At 67.9% G+C, this 17619-nt stretch carries 15 protein-coding genes, 1 tRNA gene and 1 pseudogene; 7 read left to right on the top strand and 10 right to left on the bottom strand.

Annotated elements, in window-relative coordinates:
* Positions 1 to 37 precede the first annotated feature (37 nt).
* Entirely contained in the window at positions 38 to 1312 is a 1275-nt protein-coding gene (locus HNR09_RS04915; RefSeq protein WP_246348726.1) for an MFS transporter, read from the top strand.
* A pseudogene (locus HNR09_RS16570) lies at positions 1309 to 1548 on the top strand (recombinase family protein); the annotation flags it as partial. The gene HNR09_RS04915 and the pseudogene HNR09_RS16570, both read left to right, overlap by 4 nt.
* A gap of 340 nt (positions 1549 to 1888) precedes the next feature.
* Here the strand turns inward: HNR09_RS16570 and HNR09_RS04905 are convergent.
* Positions 1889 to 1964, bottom strand: a tRNA-Arg gene (locus HNR09_RS04905).
* A gap of 24 nt (positions 1965 to 1988) precedes the next feature.
* On the bottom strand, positions 1989 to 2678 hold the full coding sequence (locus tag HNR09_RS04900; protein WP_179541029.1) for a hypothetical protein: 690 nt from the start codon (positions 2676 to 2678) through the stop codon (positions 1989 to 1991).
* A gap of 147 nt (positions 2679 to 2825) precedes the next feature.
* Between HNR09_RS04900 and HNR09_RS04895 the strand changes: the two genes are divergently transcribed.
* The 3 genes from HNR09_RS04895 to sucD all read left to right on the top strand — a co-directional run bounded on the left by HNR09_RS04895 (position 2826) and on the right by sucD (position 7553).
* On the top strand, positions 2826 to 5315 hold the full coding sequence (locus tag HNR09_RS04895; RefSeq protein WP_179541028.1) for a UvrD-helicase domain-containing protein: 2490 nt from the start codon (positions 2826 to 2828) through the stop codon (positions 5313 to 5315).
* 122 nt (positions 5316 to 5437) lie between these two features.
* A complete protein-coding gene (gene sucC / locus HNR09_RS04890; protein WP_179541027.1) occupies positions 5438 to 6601 on the top strand; it encodes an ADP-forming succinate--CoA ligase subunit beta in 1164 nt (387 codons plus the stop codon).
* 16 nt (positions 6602 to 6617) lie between these two features.
* Positions 6618 to 7553: a succinate--CoA ligase subunit alpha gene (sucD, locus tag HNR09_RS04885; RefSeq protein ID WP_179541026.1), complete on the top strand. Its 936-nt coding sequence runs from the start codon at positions 6618 to 6620 to the stop codon at positions 7551 to 7553.
* 86 nt (positions 7554 to 7639) lie between these two features.
* On the opposite strand, the gene HNR09_RS04880 is transcribed toward sucD, so the two are convergent.
* From HNR09_RS04880 to HNR09_RS04855, 6 genes are all read right to left on the bottom strand, one after another.
* Complete coding sequence (locus tag HNR09_RS04880; protein WP_179541025.1) at positions 7640 to 8092, bottom strand: pyridoxamine 5'-phosphate oxidase family protein; 453 nt, start codon at positions 8090 to 8092, stop codon at positions 7640 to 7642.
* A 133-nt stretch (positions 8093 to 8225) separates the two neighbouring features.
* Entirely contained in the window at positions 8226 to 9098 is an 873-nt protein-coding gene (locus HNR09_RS04875) for an MBL fold metallo-hydrolase (RefSeq protein ID WP_179541024.1), read from the bottom strand.
* Between the two features lie 88 nt (positions 9099 to 9186).
* On the bottom strand, positions 9187 to 10323 hold the full coding sequence (locus tag HNR09_RS04870) for a VIT1/CCC1 transporter family protein (protein WP_179543018.1): 1137 nt from the start codon (positions 10321 to 10323) through the stop codon (positions 9187 to 9189).
* A gap of 229 nt (positions 10324 to 10552) precedes the next feature.
* Positions 10553 to 11092 (bottom strand): ester cyclase, encoded by a 540-nt coding sequence (locus tag HNR09_RS04865; RefSeq protein WP_218881882.1) that lies wholly within the window; start codon positions 11090 to 11092, stop codon positions 10553 to 10555.
* 104 nt (positions 11093 to 11196) lie between these two features.
* A complete protein-coding gene (locus HNR09_RS04860; protein ID WP_179541023.1) occupies positions 11197 to 11805 on the bottom strand; it encodes a TetR/AcrR family transcriptional regulator in 609 nt (202 codons plus the stop codon).
* 71 nt (positions 11806 to 11876) lie between these two features.
* Positions 11877 to 12767: an inositol monophosphatase family protein gene (locus tag HNR09_RS04855; RefSeq protein ID WP_179541022.1), complete on the bottom strand. Its 891-nt coding sequence runs from the start codon at positions 12765 to 12767 to the stop codon at positions 11877 to 11879.
* 175 nt (positions 12768 to 12942) lie between these two features.
* Between HNR09_RS04855 and HNR09_RS04850 the strand changes: the two genes are divergently transcribed.
* Together HNR09_RS04850 and HNR09_RS04845 are read left to right on the top strand one after the other, a co-directional pair.
* Positions 12943 to 14364: an MFS transporter gene (locus HNR09_RS04850; protein ID WP_246348724.1), complete on the top strand. Its 1422-nt coding sequence runs from the start codon at positions 12943 to 12945 to the stop codon at positions 14362 to 14364.
* Between the two features lie 166 nt (positions 14365 to 14530).
* On the top strand, positions 14531 to 15658 hold the full coding sequence (locus tag HNR09_RS04845; RefSeq protein WP_343047449.1) for an App1 family protein phosphatidate phosphatase: 1128 nt from the start codon (positions 14531 to 14533) through the stop codon (positions 15656 to 15658).
* Between the two features lie 46 nt (positions 15659 to 15704).
* Here HNR09_RS04845 and HNR09_RS04840 read toward each other — a convergent pair whose 3' ends face one another.
* Both HNR09_RS04840 and HNR09_RS04835 read right to left on the bottom strand, forming a co-directional pair.
* Complete coding sequence (locus tag HNR09_RS04840; protein WP_179541020.1) at positions 15705 to 16562, bottom strand: ABC transporter ATP-binding protein; 858 nt, start codon at positions 16560 to 16562, stop codon at positions 15705 to 15707.
* Positions 16559 to 17596, bottom strand: a complete 1038-nt coding sequence (locus HNR09_RS04835; RefSeq protein WP_179541019.1) for an iron chelate uptake ABC transporter family permease subunit — start codon at positions 17594 to 17596, stop codon at positions 16559 to 16561. The genes HNR09_RS04840 and HNR09_RS04835 overlap by 4 nt, the downstream gene beginning before the upstream one ends.
* Positions 17597 to 17619 lie beyond the last annotated feature (23 nt).

The following is a 17619-nucleotide window of genomic DNA, read 5'->3' as shown; positions in this document are numbered from 1 at the left end:
AGGGGTAGGCACAACAGAGGGATGGCTGCTGCTGGCGATGAGCCTGACAGTGGAAGTTGTGACATCAACAAACACCACCAGTACAAACACCACCAGCTCCACTGCCTCACCTGTAGCCCCGGCTGCCACCCAGGGCAGCCAAAGAAGGACAATGCTGGCCCTGCTAGCTCTGAGCGTCGGCGGGTTCGGCATCGGGCTGACCGAGTTTGTCATTGCCGGGCTGCTGACCGAAGTCTCCACCGACCTGGATGTCTCCATCAGCCAAGCAGGCCACCTCGTTGGCGGCTACGCCTTGGCAGTGGTCCCCGGTGCTTTGGCGATCACCCCGTTTCTGATGAAGCGAGCCCCGAAATACGCGCTCGTGTTGTTGCTGACATTCTTCATCGTCGGCAATACCCTCTCGGCCTGGGCGCCGAACTACGAGGTGATGTTCGCCGGGCGCATCATCGCCGCTCTGGCTCACGGCGGATACTTCGGCATCGGTGCCGTGATAGCCGCCGCCCTGGTGCCCGAGCACAGGAGAGCGTCTGCGGTCGCGGCGCTGTTCGCCGGACTGACGATCGCCAACGTCCTGGGTGTCCCGGCTGGTGCCTTCGTCGGACAACAACTGGGCTGGCGCTCGGTGTTCTGGATCATCTCCGCAATCGGTGTCCTCGCATTGGCCGGACTGGTCACCCTGGTGCCGAAGACTCAACCGGAACAGAACCAGCTGCCGCTCGGCCAACAGTTCCGCACCCTGGCACGACCCCAAGTGTTGATGTCGCTTGTGACCACCGCGATGGTCTTCGGCGGCATGTTCGGAGTCTTCACGTACATCGAGCCCCTGTTGCGAGAAGTCACCGGCTACTCCGCTTCGGCAGTTCCCTGGCTGCTGGTGCTCTTCGGCGTAGGGCTCTTCGCCGGGAACATCGTCGGTGGGTGGGCAGCCGATAAGAACGCCGACAACGCCGTACTGATCCTCTCGATACTGTTGCCCGCCGTGATCCTCGGCCTAGGGGCAGCCGCTGCGTTCCCAGTGTTCGCTGCGATCATGTTGACCCTTCTCGGGCTGGTCGGTTTCGCCACCGTACCCGGCCTTCAAGCTCGGGTGATGCGGCATGCCAAAGGGGCAGCCACCCTGGCCTCGGCAACCAACATCGCCGCCTTCAACCTCGGCAACACCATCGGCGTCAGCCTCGCCGGAGTAGCCATCGCCGCCGACTACGGGCTGCACAGCCCCACCATCAGCGGAGCAGGCCTCACCCTCATCGGACTGCTACTGATCATCAGCGCCCGGATGGCAGCACACAAGAAGAACGTCCCTGCACAATGACCCCCGGCGTCAGCAAGCCCTTACCGTGGCAACCCCAGGTGCGGTCGCTTCGGTGGTCGATGGGCTCAGCTTCGCCTCAGGCCTCGGGAGAGAAGGCCCAGGTCCATGACCACTACCTCACAGGCAGTCTGTACTGCGGCCAGTGCGGGTCCCTGCTGGTCATGATCAAAGCCAAGATCCGCCAGGGCGTGATCTGCCCGTACGTCAGGTGTGCCGGGCGGCACCCCAAGCGCACCAACTGCGAGCAGAAGGCCGTGTACATCCCGGATGTGAAGCGTGCGGTGGAGGACTACTGCAAGCAGGCCCAGGCCCGTCTGGAGGACTTCCTGGCTCTGGTTGGTGACTGTCACGCGATCGACATGAGCATCTATGACTCGCTGCGCCGCATCCCCACCCAGGCGTTCTTCGACAGGCTCCACCTCACAGAGGCCGATGCCGTGGACGGTGAGGCCGGTGAGCCCTTCGACATCCTGTTCAACCCCGAGGTCCAGTCCACCGCGCTGCGTCGGAAGCAGGCTGGTGGAGATCAGAGTGGAGTTCAAACCACGAACGCCGCAGGTTTGAACAAGGACCAACTGGTGCCCCCGGCAGGATTCGAACCTGCGACACCCGCTTTAGGAGAGCGGTGCTCTATCCCCTGAGCTACGGAGGCTGGGACCCGACCATCCTACCGGTTTCACAGCGGCCGGGCGGTCCGTTCCACGGAGCGTCTCACCATGGCCATGATCACCGCGATGATCAGCAGGGAGCCCACCACGGCGAAGAGCAGCCAGCTGCTCACGGTTAGCGCAGAGGAAGTGTTCACCGTGCCGGCGTCCACGGTCTCGGCGGAGAGGATCTGGTCGATCAGGAAGTTCTCGGTGATATCCATGGCTGTGAACAGTCCCGCGGCGGCCAGCAGCAGCCAGCGCACCACGCCTTCGCGCATCATCAGGCCCACCACCGCCCAGGCGGTGAGGAAGAAGGAGACCGGGAACAGGATCCCGGCGGTCTTGTGGACGAAGTTCAGCTGTCCGAGGGCATCCTCATCCATCACCGAGCGCAGCCGTTCGATGTCGGAGACGTCATAGCCGGTCAGCAGCGAGTCCGGCATCGAGAATCCGCCGGTGAACTGGGTCATCTGCGGCAGCGCGAGCAGATGCAGGTAGCAGAAGAGGAAGACGGTGGTGCCCAGCAGCGCGTAGACCAGCAGCTTCGGATTGGACTTCGGGTCGTCCCCGGCGCGGGGGTTCGCCTCGGCGAGGATCCTGCCACCGCCGATCAGACGGGGGCGGGGTCGGCTTCTCCGGTCTGCGTCGGAACCGCCGGACGTCGACTCGGAGCTCGCCGCGGGATTGCCGCGCGGAGCCTTCCGTCGTCTGGACATCGTCCTCCTCGAGGGTCATGGCGCGGTCATCAGCGGAGTGGTCGTCCGCGGGCACGAGGGATGGCCGCATGTGGTCCCCATTGTTGCAGAGCGCCGCTGGCCCCCTGCGGGACTCGGGTCACCGGCCGCGCTTAGACTTGAGGGACCATGGAGTTCCTCTTCACCCCGCCAGCTGAGCGCCCGTCCGAGACCGCCCGTGCCAAGAAGGCCGCCGCCGACGACGGCGCCCCGGCCGGCGTCGCCGTCGCCGCCCCCGCGGCAGACCCCGCCGCGGGGCTGAACGCCGAGCAGCGGCAGGCGGTGCTGCACTCCGGCGCGCCGCTGCTGATCGTCGCCGGTGCCGGTTCCGGCAAGACACGGGTGCTCACCCGGCGCATCGCCCATCTGCTCCAGACCGGTGCCGCCCGGCCGCACGAGATCCTGGCCATCACCTTCACAAACAAGGCCGCCCGAGAGATGAAGGAACGGGTGGTCGAGCTCGTCGGTCCGGCCGCGGAGCGCATGTGGATCTCCACCTTCCACTCCTCCTGCGTGCGGATCCTGCGCGCCGAGGCCGCGAACCTGGGTCGGAAGTCCAGCTTCACCATCTATGACGCCGCCGATTCGCTGCGGCTGATCACCACCATCGCCAAGCTGCACGATCTGGACCCCAAGCGCTTCGCCCCGCGGGCCATCAAGAACAAGATCTCCGCGCTGAAGAACGAGCTGGTCGATGCCGAGGAGTTCAGCTCCACGGCCCCCAACGAGCCGTTCTCCGAGGCAGTGGCCAGCGTGTACCGGGACTACACCGCACGGCTGCGTCAGGCCAGCGCCTACGACTTCGACGACCTCCTGGCCGAGACGGTCTACATGTTCGACGCCTTCCCCGGCATCCTCGACGGCTATCGGAGGCGCTTCCGCCATGTGCTCGTCGACGAGTACCAGGACACCAACCATGCTCAGTACCGGCTCGTCCGCCAGCTGACCGGCGCCCCGGGCGACGGCGTCGAGACCCAGGGGGCCGAGCTGACCGTCGTGGGCGACTCCGACCAGTCGATCTACGCGTTCCGTGGTGCGGACATCCGCAACATCATCGAGTTCGAGCGCGACTACCCGGACGCCACCACCATCAAGCTGGAGCAGAACTACCGCTCCACCCAGACGATCCTCGACGCTGCCAATGCGGTGATCTCGCAGAACTCGGGCCGCACGGAGAAGAAACTCTGGACGGAAGAGGGTGAGGGGGAGCCGGTCACGCTGCATGTGGCGCCCTCGGAGTCCGACGAGGCCGAGTGGATCGCCCGCACCATCGACGGTCTCGGCGACCGTGAGGGCATCCGTCCCGCCGACGTGGCGGTCTTCTACCGCACCAACGCCCAGTCCCGCTCCCTGGAGGAGCGGCTCATCAGCCGCGGAATCCCCTATCGGGTGGTCGGAGGCACGCGGTTCTATGACCGCAAGGAGATCAAGGACGCACTGGCCTACCTGCATGTCATCAACAACCCCGACGACGACGTCAACCTGCGCCGCATCCTCAACGAGCCCAAGCGGGGCATCGGGGACCGGGCGGAGGGGGCCGCAGCCGCGCTCGCCCAGCGGGACCGCACCACGTTCTTCGAGGCCCTGCGCCGGGCCGAGGAGGCTCCCGCCATGGCGACCCGCTCGCTGAAGGCGATCGCCTCCTTCGTGCGGATGATGGACGACCTCGCCTCCCTGAGGGATTCGGAGAAGCCCTCGGTGGTGCTGGAGGCGGTGTTGGAGCAGACCGGCATGCTGGAGGCGCTGCGCCAGTCCAAGGACCTGCAGGACGAATCTCGGGCGGACAACCTCGGCGAGCTCGTCGCGGTGGTCAAGGAGTATGAGGCCTCCACCGAGGGTGGCACCTTGGCGGACTTCCTGGAGCAGGTCTCGCTGGTCGCCGACGCCGACTCCGTCCCCTCGGCCGGCGATGCCGAGTCGGAGCGGCTCGCCCGCGAACAGGGGCAGGTCACTCTGATGACGCTGCACACGGCCAAGGGCCTGGAATTTCCTGTGGTGTTTCTCACAGGGATGGAGCACGGGATCTTCCCCCACGCCCGCTCCATCTCGGACGGCGAACAGCTGGCCGAGGAGCGCCGCCTGGCCTATGTGGGCCTCACCCGCGCCCGACGTCGGCTCTACCTGACCCGTGCGGAGTCCCGCCACCTGTGGGGCCAGCACCAGTACAACCCGCCCAGCCAGTTCCTCGGGGAGATCCCGGAGGACCTGCTTCATATCGATGCCGCATCGTCAGGAGGGCTGGGCGGCTTCTCCGGCGGGCTGGGCGGCCACCACTACGGTGCTCCCCGCTTCGGCACCGGCCCGAGCTCCGGCGGATCACGAGGCGCCGGGGCCGGCCGCGGCGGACGCTCCGCGCCGACCGTCTACGGGTCGGCGAGCAGCGACAAGACGTCATCTTCGCTGCCCGGGGCGGCCGGCGGCGTCGCGCCCCGCCAGGTGGATCCTAGTCGGAGGATCCCGGACCTCGCCCCCGGTGACAAGGTCTCCCACCAGAAGTTTGGCAGCGGCGAGGTCCTCGCCGTGGAGGGTGTGGGAGACAAGACTGTGGCGAAGGTCAGCTTCGCAGGAAGCGAGAAGCGTCTGCTCCTGCGATATGCTCCCCTGGAGAAGGCCGACTAGCCTTCAGGCTCAGCGCTGCGCCAGGTGTGCAGCGTGGCCGCTCAGCCCCCTGCCGGCGGGTCCCGCTGTTGACTTCGGGCTGAGGTTGTCAGAACCGACTTCGACGCAGAAGGACACCACCCGTGGACCTGTATGAGTACCAGGCGCGCGATCTGTTCGAGGCACACGGAGTTCCCGTGCTGGCTGGGATCGTGGCGCACACCCCGGAAGAAGCGAAGGCGGCCGCTGAGCAGATCGGCGGCGTCGTCGTCGTCAAGGCTCAGGTCAAGGTCGGAGGCCGTGGCAAGGCCGGCGGCGTGAAGCTCGCCAAGAACGCCGACGAGGCCCACGAGCACGCCAAGGCGATCCTGGGCATGGACATCAAGGGGCACACCGTGCACCGGGTGATGATCGCCCAGGGTGCCGACATCGCGGAGGAGTACTACTTCTCCATCCTTCTGGACCGCGCCAACCGTGACTACCTGGCCATGTGCTCCAAGGAGGGCGGCGTCGAGATCGAGCAGCTCGCCGAGGAGCGGCCCGAGGCACTGGCGCGGGTGAACTTCGACCCGAACACCGGCATCGACACGGCCAAGGCCACCGAGATCGCCGAGCAGGCCGGCTTCGGCGCCGAGCAGGTCCCCGCCCTGGCAGACGTGTTCCAGCAGCTGTGGACCGCATTCGCCGCAGAGGACGCCACCCTGGTGGAGGTCAACCCGCTGGTGAAGACCGGTGAGGGCCGGATCATCGCCCTGGACGGCAAGGTCACCGTGGACGAGAACGCCGAGTTCCGTCAGCCGGGCCACTCCGAGCTCGTCGACGAGCAGGCGGAGGACCCGCTGGAGGCCAAGGCCAAGGCCAACGACCTCAACTACGTCAAGCTCGACGGCGAGGTGGGGATCATCGGCAACGGTGCCGGTCTGGTCATGTCCACCCTCGACGTCGTCGCCTACGCCGGTGAGGCCCATGACGGCGTGAAGCCCGCCAACTTCCTGGACATCGGAGGCGGCGCCTCCGCCGAGGTGATGGCCAACGGCCTCGACGTCATCCTCGGCGACGACCAGGTCAAGTCAGTGTTCGTCAACGTCTTCGGCGGCATCACCGCCTGCGACGCCGTCGCCAACGGCATCGTCAAGGCCCTGGAGATCCTCGGCGACGCCGCCACCAAGCCGCTGGTGGTCCGCCTGGACGGCAACAGCGTGGAGGAGGGCCGGCGCATCCTGCGCGAGGCCGACCACCCGCTGGTCACCCTGGCCACCTCCATGGACGAAGGCGCCGACAAGGCCGCCGAACTGGCGAACAAGTAAGGACTGAGGCTCGAGCATGTCTATCTTTCTGAACAAGGACTCCAAAGTCATCGTCCAGGGCATCACCGGCGGCGAGGGCTCCAAGCACACGGCCCGCATGCTGCAGGCCGGGACGACCATCGTCGGCGGTGTCAACGCCCGCAAGGCCGGCACCACCGTCACCCACGAGGACCAGCACGGCTCCGAGATCGAGCTGCCCGTCTTCGGCTCCGTCTCCGAGGCCATGGAGAAGACCGGCGCCGACGTCTCGGTGGTCTTCGTGCCCCCGAAGTTCGCCAAGGACGCCGCGGTGGAGGCCATCGACGCCGGCATCGGCCTTCTGGTGGTCATCACCGAGGGCATCCCGGTCCAGGACTCCGCAGAGTTCTACAACTACTCGCTGACCAAGACCGGCGACGACGGCAGGCCCGTGACGCGGATCCTGGGCCCGAACTGCCCCGGCATCATCACTCCGGGCGAGTCGCTGGCCGGCATCACCCCTGCCAACATCACCGGCAAGGGTGGCGTCGGGCTGGTCTCGAAGTCCGGGACCCTGACCTACCAGATGATGTACGAGCTGCGTGACCTGGGCTTCTCCACCTCCATCGGCATCGGTGGTGACCCGGTCATCGGCACCACGCACATCGACGCGCTGGAGGCCTTCGAGAACGACCCGGAGACCAAGGCGATCGTGATGATCGGTGAGATCGGCGGCGACGCCGAGGAGCGCGCGGCCGAGTACATCAAGGCCAACGTCACCAAGCCGGTGGTCGGCTACGTGGCCGGCTTCACCGCTCCGGAGGGCAAGACCATGGGCCATGCCGGCGCCATCGTCTCCGGCTCCTCCGGCACCGCGGAGGCCAAGAAGGAGGCCCTCGAGGCCGCCGGCGTGAAGGTCGGCAAGACCCCTTCGGAGACCGCGCACCTGCTGCGTGAGGTCTACCCGGTCGCAGTGGAGCCGTCCGCGCTCTGATCCTGCCGGTTCTCCACGACGAGGCCCGCACCCCGAACGTCGGGGGTGCGGGCCTCGTCGTGTCTCCGAGCCCAGGTGTCGGAGGCTCAGCCGGTCTCTGAGCCCTCGCCCAGCTCTCGTTCCGGCTGGAGACCGAATCGGAAGTGGCGTCCGCTGATGTGGGTGGGGGTGATCCTCACGTAGTTCTCCTTGAGGGTCGGAACCCATGAACGCAGGCCCAGCGACTGCACGGCCTCCCGTTCCTTATCCGTCTCGAGCCGCTGAGCATGTCCACGGAGCACGACGGACCAGGCCTGATCCGAGAGGATCCCGTCGGACTCGAACAGGACCTCCTCATTCACCGCCATCTCGGCGAGCTTGGTCCCCGGAGCTGTCCTCAGCACCAGGGTCCGTTCCTGGACCGCGTGGTTGACCGGAAAGATGTCAGCGCGCCCGGCCACCACCGTGACGAGCCGCCCGTGCTGCGTGTTCTCCAGAAGCCTCCAGCTCTCATCCTCCGAGAGCACCAGGACCGGTTCGTCGTCTGCGTGATCGAACATGTCGCACCACTTTCCGCTGCACGGGAGAAGTCCTCCTCGGTTGCTCGGATTCTACCTCCGTGCGCCACCCCAGGGGACAGGTGTGATGGCCGCGGCCATGCACCTGTCAGGCGCGGGGCCGAGGAGCGCAGCCTCAGGTCTCCTCGTCACGGGCTCCGCTGACCCAGGCGATGTAGCGCTGGGCCGAGCGTTCCACCGCGGCGGCGGCATCGGCGGTGATGTGCCGGGCGAAGTTGCCGTAGAGCCGGTCGTAGTCGTGCTGAGCCACGTGGTCGGCGAGCCGGCGCACCACCGCGGGCGAGAGCGGGATCATGTTCGGGTAGGAGCGCATGAACGTCACCCAGCCCTGGTCCGCGACGGGGAAGATCGCGTCCCCGGTGAACAGCACGCCGCGCCCGTCCGGAGCCCGCCATTGGGCCACCATGCTGCCGACGAAGTGCCCGCCGATCTGCGTGGCCACCATGTCCTCGGCGATCTGCACGCGGTCCTCCCAGACCACCGTCCGTGGAGGGCGCAGCGCCAGCCACTGCTCATCTGCCGCGGAGATGTACACATCCACCTCCCCGAAGGCCTCGGCCCACAGCGACTGCACCCCGTACATGTGCGGATGTGAGGCGAGGATGGCGGCGAGCCCGCCCACCGAGGCGACGGCGTCGACGGCGTCGTCGTCGATGTACGCAGGCGGCTCGATCATCACATTACCGATGCGGGTGGCCACGATGCTGGTCACCTGCCCGATGCCGGGCCCGTCGTGCAGCACCAGGCCGTGCACTCCGGGCTCCCGGTCGATCAGCTCCAGACGCGCCCCCGCCTCCTGGGACTCCCGGGGCGAGGTCCACTCCTGGCCGCGGACCGGCACGTGCTGGCGCTCGTCGGCGCAGATCGGACACTCCGGAGGGCGGTCCTCCGGCGGGCGTTCGACGCCGCAGGTGCGGCACTGCAGCACGGCGCGGAGCGGGGCGTGGGGCTCGGGCGGATGGGCTGTCCGGTGAGGTGTGGAGGGCATGACCCTCATCCTGCGCTGCGCCGCCGTCGGCAGGTCAAGAGGGCCGGGCCGAGTGACCCTCACCGATCGGCCGGCAACCGACCGGAGGTCAGTCCAGCACGACGCCGAACAGCGAACCCAGCGCGTAGGTGATCGCCGCCGCACCCATGCCGATGCCCAGCTGGCGCAGGCCGCGCATCAGCGGGGAGGCCCCCGAGAGTAGGCCGACGACGGCGCCGGTGCACAGCAGCGCCACTCCCACCAGGGACAGCGAGGTCACGATGGCGGCGAGCCCGGTCATGCCCAGCAGGTACGGGAGCACCGGGATCAGTGCCCCGGCGGCGAAGCAGCCGAAGCTGGACAGCGCGGCCGTGCCGGCGCCGCCCACCACTTCATGGTCGTCCTGGGCGTCCTCCTTCACAGGCTGCCAAGACTTGGAGGGGTTGCAGTCGCAGTCGAAGACCCCGAGTCGCTCTTCGGCGCGGTGCTCGGCGTCCTGCTGGCTGAGCCCGCGTGCCCGGTAGACCAGCACCAGCTCGTTCTGGTCGACGTCGAGGTCGGGGGCGGCCTTCAGGGTCACCTGCGTGGGTCGGGTGGCGGCCAGCAGCTCACGTTGGCTGCGCACCGAGACGTATTCGCCGGCCGCCATCGACAGCGCCCCGGAGAGCAGCCCGGCGATGCCGGTGACCAGGATGACGGTGGAGCCGACGCCTGTGCCACCCATTCCCATGATGAGCGCCAGGTTGGAGACCAGGCCGTCGTTGGCGCCGAAGACCGCTGCGCGGAAGCCGCCGGAGAGCTTCTCCCGGCCGCGCGTGGCCAGCCCACGGACGACCTCCTCATGGATGGCCTCGTCGGCGGCCATGCCGGCGGTGGCGTCGGAGTCCTTGGCGTAGGGGGAGTCGCCCTCGGCGCGCTGAGCCAGGGCCAGGATGAAGACCGGTCCGAAGACGCGGGCCATCCAGCCCAGCAGCACCCGGTGGAACGAGGGGGAGGGAAGGCGCTCAGCGTGCGGACCGAGCAGCTGGCGCCAATGCTCCTGATGCCGCTTCTCGGCCTCGGCGAGGCCGAGCAGGATCTGCCGATCCTCGCCGCCCTTGCGCCGGGCGAGGTCGGCGTAGAGCTTCCCCTCGGCGATCTCATCGGCCAGATGCCTCCGCCACCGGCGGATCTGCCGGGAGGACGGCTCGGGAGGGGGAGTCCCAGGCTGGTCTGGAGGGCGCGGGGCGCCGTCGTCGGTGCTCACCCCACCATTGTTGCCCTTCCTTCGGTGCTCCGGCAGGCGTGTGGTCACTGTGACGATCCTTCGGAATCCCTAAATCTGAGGCCCAGACGTGTGAGTCATGGCTCAGTACTGCAGGAGACATGAGTCTCGCACGCCATTCCTGTCGTGTGCAGGGCTGCGGGTGGTGCAGTGTGGGGCATCTGTCGCGGAAGCCCGTTTCCGATGAGGGGCAACGGCCCGATGCGAGGCTTCAGCGCACGAGTCGCCTCAGCGCCAAGCCCGCTGCAGCTCCACCCGCGATTCCGCTCGCCAGAGCGAACCATGTCCGGTAGCCGACCAGCCACATAGTCATCAGGCGAGCGGAGGAGACACCACCGATCTGTTGGAGCAGAGTCATCAGATCCGAGCAGATCCACTCCTCGGTGATCTTCCCGTGCTCCACTCGGTAGATCTCGTTGCTGAGGTAGTCGATCTCCTTGCCGGTGGGCCGGATCCCAAGGAACTCTCCCTGGTGCGTGCCGGTGAATCTCACACGCACTGCCACCTTGTCGTCCTCGGCGAACAGGTCCTGGACGTGCACCTGGAGATCGGGAAAGGCGTTGAACATCATCTGGATATTCCGGCGCCAGGCAGGGATGCCTCGCTTCTGCTGAGGCATGCCGGCGATGTTGATGCGAAAGTCATCGACCATCATGCTGACAACGGACTCGAAGTCCTGCCGTTCCAGGGCTGCGAAGGCGGCATGCACCAGGTCGGCGGGATCTGTGGTGGTGTGCTGGATGGCCGTCATGGGGCACTCCGGTTCTCTTCGGGGCAACGTGTTGTGCAATGCATCTGCATTGTATAACACGTTGCATTGCAGATGCACTGCAAAAGAGTCGGAGCGGAGTGGGCTCAGGCAAGGACCAGTGCGATGTGGTGTCTCAGAATTCCCACCGCGTCCTCAGCGTCAAGCTCGGCGCTGAGTATGTGGACCCCCAGGCCGTCGGTGAGTGCCATCAGTGCAGCGGCTGCTCGCGAAGCGTCCTGGTCGGGCGGGTCTGCCAGAGATGCCGCTGAGCCGCCGCGTGCGGTCCGTATGTGGTCGGCCAACAGTGCACGCATCCCCTCATTGTCTTCCCGCAGCTGCCTGGTGGCCGAGGCTTTCGTGGAGGCATGGGACATGAAAGCCAGTGCCACTCGCCCGTCTGCCCGCTCCTCCTTCGAGCGGGGCAGCAGCGCGATGAGGGCGGCCTCCAGGACGGCGGTGGGCTCCGGATTATCGCCGAGGGCCGCCAGAGCATGCTCCATCCGCTCGCCGTACCGAGCGCGGGCGGACTGCATGGCGAAGTCCAGCATCGCCTCCATGTTGGGAAAGTAGTGTTGGACCATCCCGCCGGTGACGCCGGCCTCGGCGGCGACAGTCCGTAGGCTCGCGGCCCCGAGGCCATGATGGGCCACCACGCGCATCACGGCCGCCGCTATGAGTTCTCGGCGCTGGTGATGGTCGACCTTTTTCGGCATGACGACATCGTGCCACAGCATCCGCGGACGGGTTCGGTGAAGTGGTGTCCGAGGTGGTGGCGGGCTCTGCCTCAGCCTGCGCGGCGTTCGGCGATCCCCTTCACCAGTCGCCGCGCCGTGGGGGAGTCCACACCCGGCGCGAAGGCCAGATAGTGCGGTGCCAGGTGATCGCCCCGGGTGTCAGCCCCGGCGCCGAGCCCTTCATAGGTCCCGCCTGCCCGGCGGAGGATCAGCATGCCGGCGGCGACATCCCAGGGGCTGGTGTCCACGCCGAAGACGACGTCGGCCCAGCCGGCGGCCGCGTGGCACAGTTCCAGCGCCCCGGACACCAGACGACGCACCGTGGAGAAGGTGCTGATCGCCTCCCCGAAGGTCTCCAGCGCGGCGGCCCCATCGATCTGCAGCGCCTCTGCCGAAGGGTAGCTGGTCACCAGGTTCAGCTGCTGCTCCCCGGCGGTGTGACGTACTGCCCGCCCGGTCAGGGCGCGCTCGCCGCCGGCCTGGCGCAGCCAGGCGTCGGCGTCGTCGGCGGAGAACGTGAGGCCGTTGCTCGGGTCGTGGACCACCCCGGCGACCACCTCGCCGTCGACTGCTGCGGCGATAGAGACGGAGAACATGGCGAACCCGTGGGCGAAGTTGGAGGTTCCGTCGATCGGGTCCACGATCCACTCCACCGCTCCGGCTCCCTGCGCCCCGCCCTCCTCGCCGGTGATGCGCGAGTCCGGCACGGCGGCGGTCAGCAGCTCCACGAGTCGCTCCTCCGTGGCGGAGTCATACCAGGTCACCAGGTCATGGGCGCTGGTCTTCTCCTCGGTCTCCACTGCGGTGCGGAACGCCGCGGCCAGGGCAGGGCCGACGTCGTCGGCGGCCTGACAGGCGATCCTGCGCAGCTGCGCAGGGGAGGGCAGCGACGGGGCGGAGGCAGGCCGGTTGGCAGGACGGGCGGCGCGGGTGTCGGTCACCGTTCCAGACTAGACGGCAGTCGCGGCCGCGTCTGCCCGGTGCGCCCGTCGGAGCGCAGGTGCCGGGCCGCTCTCGTTGGCGGATCCGGGATTCTGCCCCTAAGATCGTTTGATAATGCAACTAAGACGCGTGTCTTCTCGTACCCGCCGTCCGCCGCAGTCCACGCCAGAGGGCATGACCCGGCGCGACGTCGGCTGGGCGATCGCCGGCATCCTCACGGTGTTCTTCGCCGCCATGCTGGCGATGAACATCGTGGTCACCGCCCTGCCGGTCATCGTCGGGGAGCTCGACGGCACGCAGATCCAGTACAGCTGGGTGGTCGCCGCCACGCTGCTGGCCAATGCCTCGTCCACTCCGGTGTGGGGCAAGCTCGCGGACATGGTGTCCAAGAAGAGGCTCTTCCAGCTGAGCAACATCATCTTCTTCCTGAGCTCGCTGGCGGCGGGCTTCGCCGTCTCCATGGAGATGCTCATCGCGGCCCGCTTCGTGCAGGGTGTGGGTCTCGGCGGGCTCGGCGCCCTGGCCATGGCGATCATGGCCTCGATCGTCTCCCCCCGGGAGCGTGGCCGCTATGCGGGCTACATCGGCGCGATCCTCACCACCGCCACGGCCGCAGGCCCGCTCATCGGGGGTCTCACCGTGGACACGCTGGGGTGGAGATGGTGCTTCTTCGTCGGTGTGCCGCTCTCCCTCGTCGCCCTGGTGCTGGTCCACCGCACCCTGCACCTGCCACACGTGCGGCGGAAGGTCCGTATGGACTATGCCGGGGCGCTGCTGCTGGTCGCCGTCTCCTCGCTGCTGCTGATGTGGCTCTCCTTCGCCGGCACGCCGGAGTTCTTCGCCTGGGTGTCCTGGGAGTCCGGGCTGATCCTCGCCGCCGCCGTGGTCCTGCTGGCGGTCTTCGTGCTGGTGGAGCGCCGGAGCAGCGAACCGGTGGTCGCCCTCCGCATGCTGATCAGCCGCACCACCCTGCTGGCGGTGATCTCCTCGTCCTCGATCGCGGTCTGCCTGTTCGGGATGCCGGCCTTCCTGGGGCAGTACTTCCAGATCGGCCGCGGGCTGAGCCCCACCGAGTCCGGCATGATGATCCTGCCCCTGGTGGTGGGCAACCTCATCGGTTCGCTGACCACCGGGCGGCTGATCACCCGCTATGGACGCTGGAAGATCTATCTGGTGATCGGCTCGATGCTGCTCTCGGCAGCGATGTTCGCCCTGTCCACGGTGGACTCACACACGGACCTGCGCGTGGTCATGGGCGTCATCTTCTTCGTCGGACTGGGCTTCGGCGCCCAGATGCAGAATCTGATGCTCGCGGTGCAGAACACGGTCGCCGTCACCCGGGTGGGGCAGGCCAGTGCGCTGGTCGCGTTCTTCCGGGTCTTCGGAGGGGCCGCGGGCACCGCCGTCCTGGGCTCGGTGATGGCGCTGCAGGTGGCCGGAGTCTCGGTCAGTCAGCTCAATGGTGTCTCAGGGGCGCCGTCTCCGGAGTTCGCCGACGGTTCCGGGGTCATGTTCCTGGTGGCTGCCTGCATGACCCTGCCCGCGATCGTGGCCAACCTGCTCATCCGCGAGACTCCGCTGCGGACGACGATCTGAGACCGCAGGGAGGCTCCGCCCGGCGTGTGCGGGGTCCTGCACCCCGCGGTGCGCCGGGCGTCGTCCCGGGACAGAGCGCTTCAGCGAGGGTGAGTCGGGTTCGCCCAGCGCAGATGTGCACCGCTGCCCGCCCTTGTGACTGCCCCGACCATGGCAGGATGGTGCTGTGACCGAGGTGGCCCAGAACGACGAATCCGTGCGCCGGCAGTACTCCGACCCGGACCGAAACACGGCGATGAAGGTCGAGGACAGGTGGCACCGCTTCCGCCTCGACCTGGCTCGCCGTCGCCGCCAGCACGTCACGGTGCTCTCGCTCACCGGCTACGGAACCCAGCGCTGGGTGAGGGTCTTCTCCCGGATCGTCATGGCGCCGGACTCCCACTTCGAGAACGGCCGCCGCGTGGCCAGGGTGATCGCCGACGGGGTGCGCGGATGGCGCAACTTCGTCTCCGCCCCGGTGCCCTTCGCCGAGGTCAGCATCACAGTGGGGAACCGCACCGTCGACGTCGTCGCTGACCGCGGCGGTCTGGTCGACACCGTCATTGAGACTGACCTCGAGCCCGGCTGGCAGCAGATCACCCTGCGCGCGCTCGGGGCGCAGGCCACCCGTGCGGAGGTGCAGATCATCGCCGAAGGGACGCACACGGGCGTGGTCTGCGACATCGACGACACCGTGGTGGTCACCAAGCTGCCTCGCCCGGTGCTGGCCGCCTGGAACTCCTTCGTGCTCGACGAACATGCCCGCACACCCACCCCCGGCATGGCGGTGATGATGGAGCGGCTGCTGCACCGCTATCCGGGCGCGCCGGTCATCTATATCTCCACGGGTGCGTGGAATGTGGCGCAGACGCTCACCCGATTCCTGACCCGCAACCTCTATCCGCACGGCCCGCTGCTGCTCACCGACTGGGGCCCCACCCAGGAGCTCTGGTTCCGTTCCGGCCGGCAGCACAAAGAGGAGCAGCTCGAGCGCCTCGCCCAGGACTTCCCGGAGATGTCCTGGGTGCTGATCGGCGACGACGGCCAGCATGACCCGGCCATCTACGCAGACTTCGCCCGGCGGCATCCGCAGGCCGTCACCGCGGTCATCATCCGCCAGCTGACCTACTCCGAGGCGCTGTTGGCCGGTGGCCGTGCCAATGACCCGGACAGTGAGTTCCTGCTCGGCTCCGGCGACGGCGCCCGCCCCCCGACCGGCTTCCAGGAGGTCGAGGGGCGCAGCATCCCGTGGATCTACGGCCCCGACGGCAAGGACATCGTCGCCAAGCTGAAGGCCCACGGTCTGCTGGACTGAGCAGGCGCGGCGGGAGGGCAGGTCGAGCATGGAGGACTCTTCAGGATCAGGCGAGCGTGGTGGTCAGTGACGGCACGGGATCCGGAATCGGGGCAGGAGCCTCTGTGGGTCGACGTTGACGGTCCCGCCCCAGCGGCACCACCTGCGGGGTGCCGGCGACGGGGTCGGGCAGGACCCGGCAGCGGAGCCCGAAGACTTCCTCGACGAGAGCTTCGGTCATGACCGCTGCGGGTTCCCCGGTGGCCACGACCTGCCCGTCCTTCATCGCGATCAGATGTGTCGCATACCGCGCCGCCTGGTTGAGATCGTGCAGCACCGCGACGAGCGTCCGCCCCTGCAGATGCAGATCGGTGAACAGCTCCATCAGATCGATCTGGTGCGCGATGTCGAGGAAGGTGGTGGGTTCGTCGAGCAGCAGCAAGGGCGTCTCCTGAGCCAGGGCGAGCGCCACCCAGACTCGTTGCCGCTGACCCCCGGACAGCTCGTCCACCAGACGTGGCGAGAGCTCAGTGGTGCCCGTGGCGGCCAGCGCGTCTGCCACGGCCCGTTCGTCCTGAGCGGACCACTGCCGCAGCATTCCCTGGTGAGGTGCCCGGCCACGGGCCACCAGGTCGGCGACACTGATCCCATCTGGAGCCAGTGAGGACTGCGGAAGCAGCCCGAGTCTCCTGCTGACCTCTTTGGTCCGGTACGCAGAGATGTCCTTCCCATCGAGGAGGACATCTCCGGCCGATGTCTTCAGCAGCCGTGAGAGCGCCCTCAGCAGGGTGGACTTCCCACAGGCATTGGGCCCGATGATGACGGTGAAGGAGTCCGGTGGGATCTCGACGCTCAGTTCCTCAGAGATCGTCCTCTCGTCGTATCCGATGGACACAGCCTCCGCGCGCAGCCGCGACTCGTTCATGCGTGTCTCCTCATCTCGTGGATCAGCAACCAGATCAGGTACCCGCCCCCGATGACGACGGTGACGACTCCGACCGGGAGCGGACTGGGCAGCGCATGCTGGGCGACCGCGTCGGCTGCCAGCAGCAGGGCGGCGCCGGTGCACGCCGCCGGAACCAAAGTGATGCCCGGCGTGCGGGCGATGCGACGAGCGATCTGCGGGGCGGCGAGGGCTACGAAGGCGATGGGGCCCGCAGCCGCGGTCACCGCAGCAGTCAGCGCCACCCCGGTCAGCACGAGCCCGAGCCGAGAAGGCTCGAGACGCACCCCGAGCGCGCGGGCAGCGTCATCGCCGAGCTGCATCTGCCGCAGTGAGGAGCCCAGCGCGCAGGTTCCGACGAACAGCACCAGGATGAATCCGGTGGCGACGCCAGTCTGCTCCCAGGTGATGCCGTTGAGGGACCCCGCACCCCAGGTGGCGGCGCTCATCGCGACCTCCAGATCGGCACGCAGCAGCAACCACGTGTTGACCGAGCCGAGCATCGCGGCGACTCCGATGCCGACGATGATGAGTCGGAAACCGGTGATGCCGCCGCGGTAGGCCAGCAGGTACACCATCGTCGCGGTGGCGAGGCCGCCCAGCAGCGCCCCGGAGGCCACGGAGGCGTACCCTCCGCCGAGGACGATGATCACGAGCAGGGCACCGGTGTAGGATCCCGCGGCGAAGCCGATGACATCGGGGCTGGCCAGGGGGTTGTTCGTCAGTCCCTGGAACACCGCGCCCGACATGCCCAGCGCCGCACCGAACACGATCGCAGCCAGAGCTCGTGGAGCGCGCCATTCGGTGACGACCGTGCGGGCGAAGGAGTCGTCGGCTCCCCGGAGGACGTCGACCAGCTGGGGGAGGCTCACCGCATAGCTGCCCAGGGCCAGGGCCGCTACGGCCCCGATCGCGCAGAGCACGACCAGCACCGCGCAGACCACAGCCGCCCGTGAACTGATGCGCAGCGAGATGCCGCCCCAGCGCAGGACGTGCTGGGATCGACCGAAGTCCACTGTGCGTGTGTCAGGAGCGGCCG

Source organism: Nesterenkonia xinjiangensis (assembly GCF_013410745.1).
In the GTDB taxonomy this organism is placed as follows: domain Bacteria; phylum Actinomycetota; class Actinomycetes; order Actinomycetales; family Micrococcaceae; genus Nesterenkonia; species Nesterenkonia xinjiangensis.
The sequence above is the reverse complement of the archived record's forward strand: the minus strand, read 5'-3'. Positions and strand labels throughout refer to the sequence as shown.

Bases quoted from the DNA above. Each gene is read 5' to 3' on its own strand.
- HNR09_RS04915 (WP_246348726.1), top strand. From the start codon at position 38: ATGAGCCTGACAGTGGAAGTTGTGACATCAACAAACACCACCAGTACA.
- HNR09_RS04900 (WP_179541029.1), bottom strand. From the start codon at position 2,678: ATGTCCAGACGACGGAAGGCTCCGCGCGGCAATCCCGCGGCGAGCTCC.
- HNR09_RS04895 (WP_179541028.1), top strand. From the start codon at position 2,826: ATGGAGTTCCTCTTCACCCCGCCAGCTGAGCGCCCGTCCGAGACCGCC.
- sucD (WP_179541026.1), top strand. From the start codon at position 6,618: ATGTCTATCTTTCTGAACAAGGACTCCAAAGTCATCGTCCAGGGCATC.
- HNR09_RS04880 (WP_179541025.1), bottom strand. From the start codon at position 8,092: ATGTTCGATCACGCAGACGACGAACCGGTCCTGGTGCTCTCGGAGGAT.
- HNR09_RS04875 (WP_179541024.1), bottom strand. From the start codon at position 9,098: ATGCCCTCCACACCTCACCGGACAGCCCATCCGCCCGAGCCCCACGCC.
- HNR09_RS04865 (WP_218881882.1), bottom strand. From the start codon at position 11,092: ATGACGGCCATCCAGCACACCACCACAGATCCCGCCGACCTGGTGCAT.
- HNR09_RS04860 (WP_179541023.1), bottom strand. From the start codon at position 11,805: ATGCCGAAAAAGGTCGACCATCACCAGCGCCGAGAACTCATAGCGGCG.
- HNR09_RS04850 (WP_246348724.1), top strand. From the start codon at position 12,943: ATGACCCGGCGCGACGTCGGCTGGGCGATCGCCGGCATCCTCACGGTG.
- HNR09_RS04840 (WP_179541020.1), bottom strand. From the start codon at position 16,562: ATGAACGAGTCGCGGCTGCGCGCGGAGGCTGTGTCCATCGGATACGAC.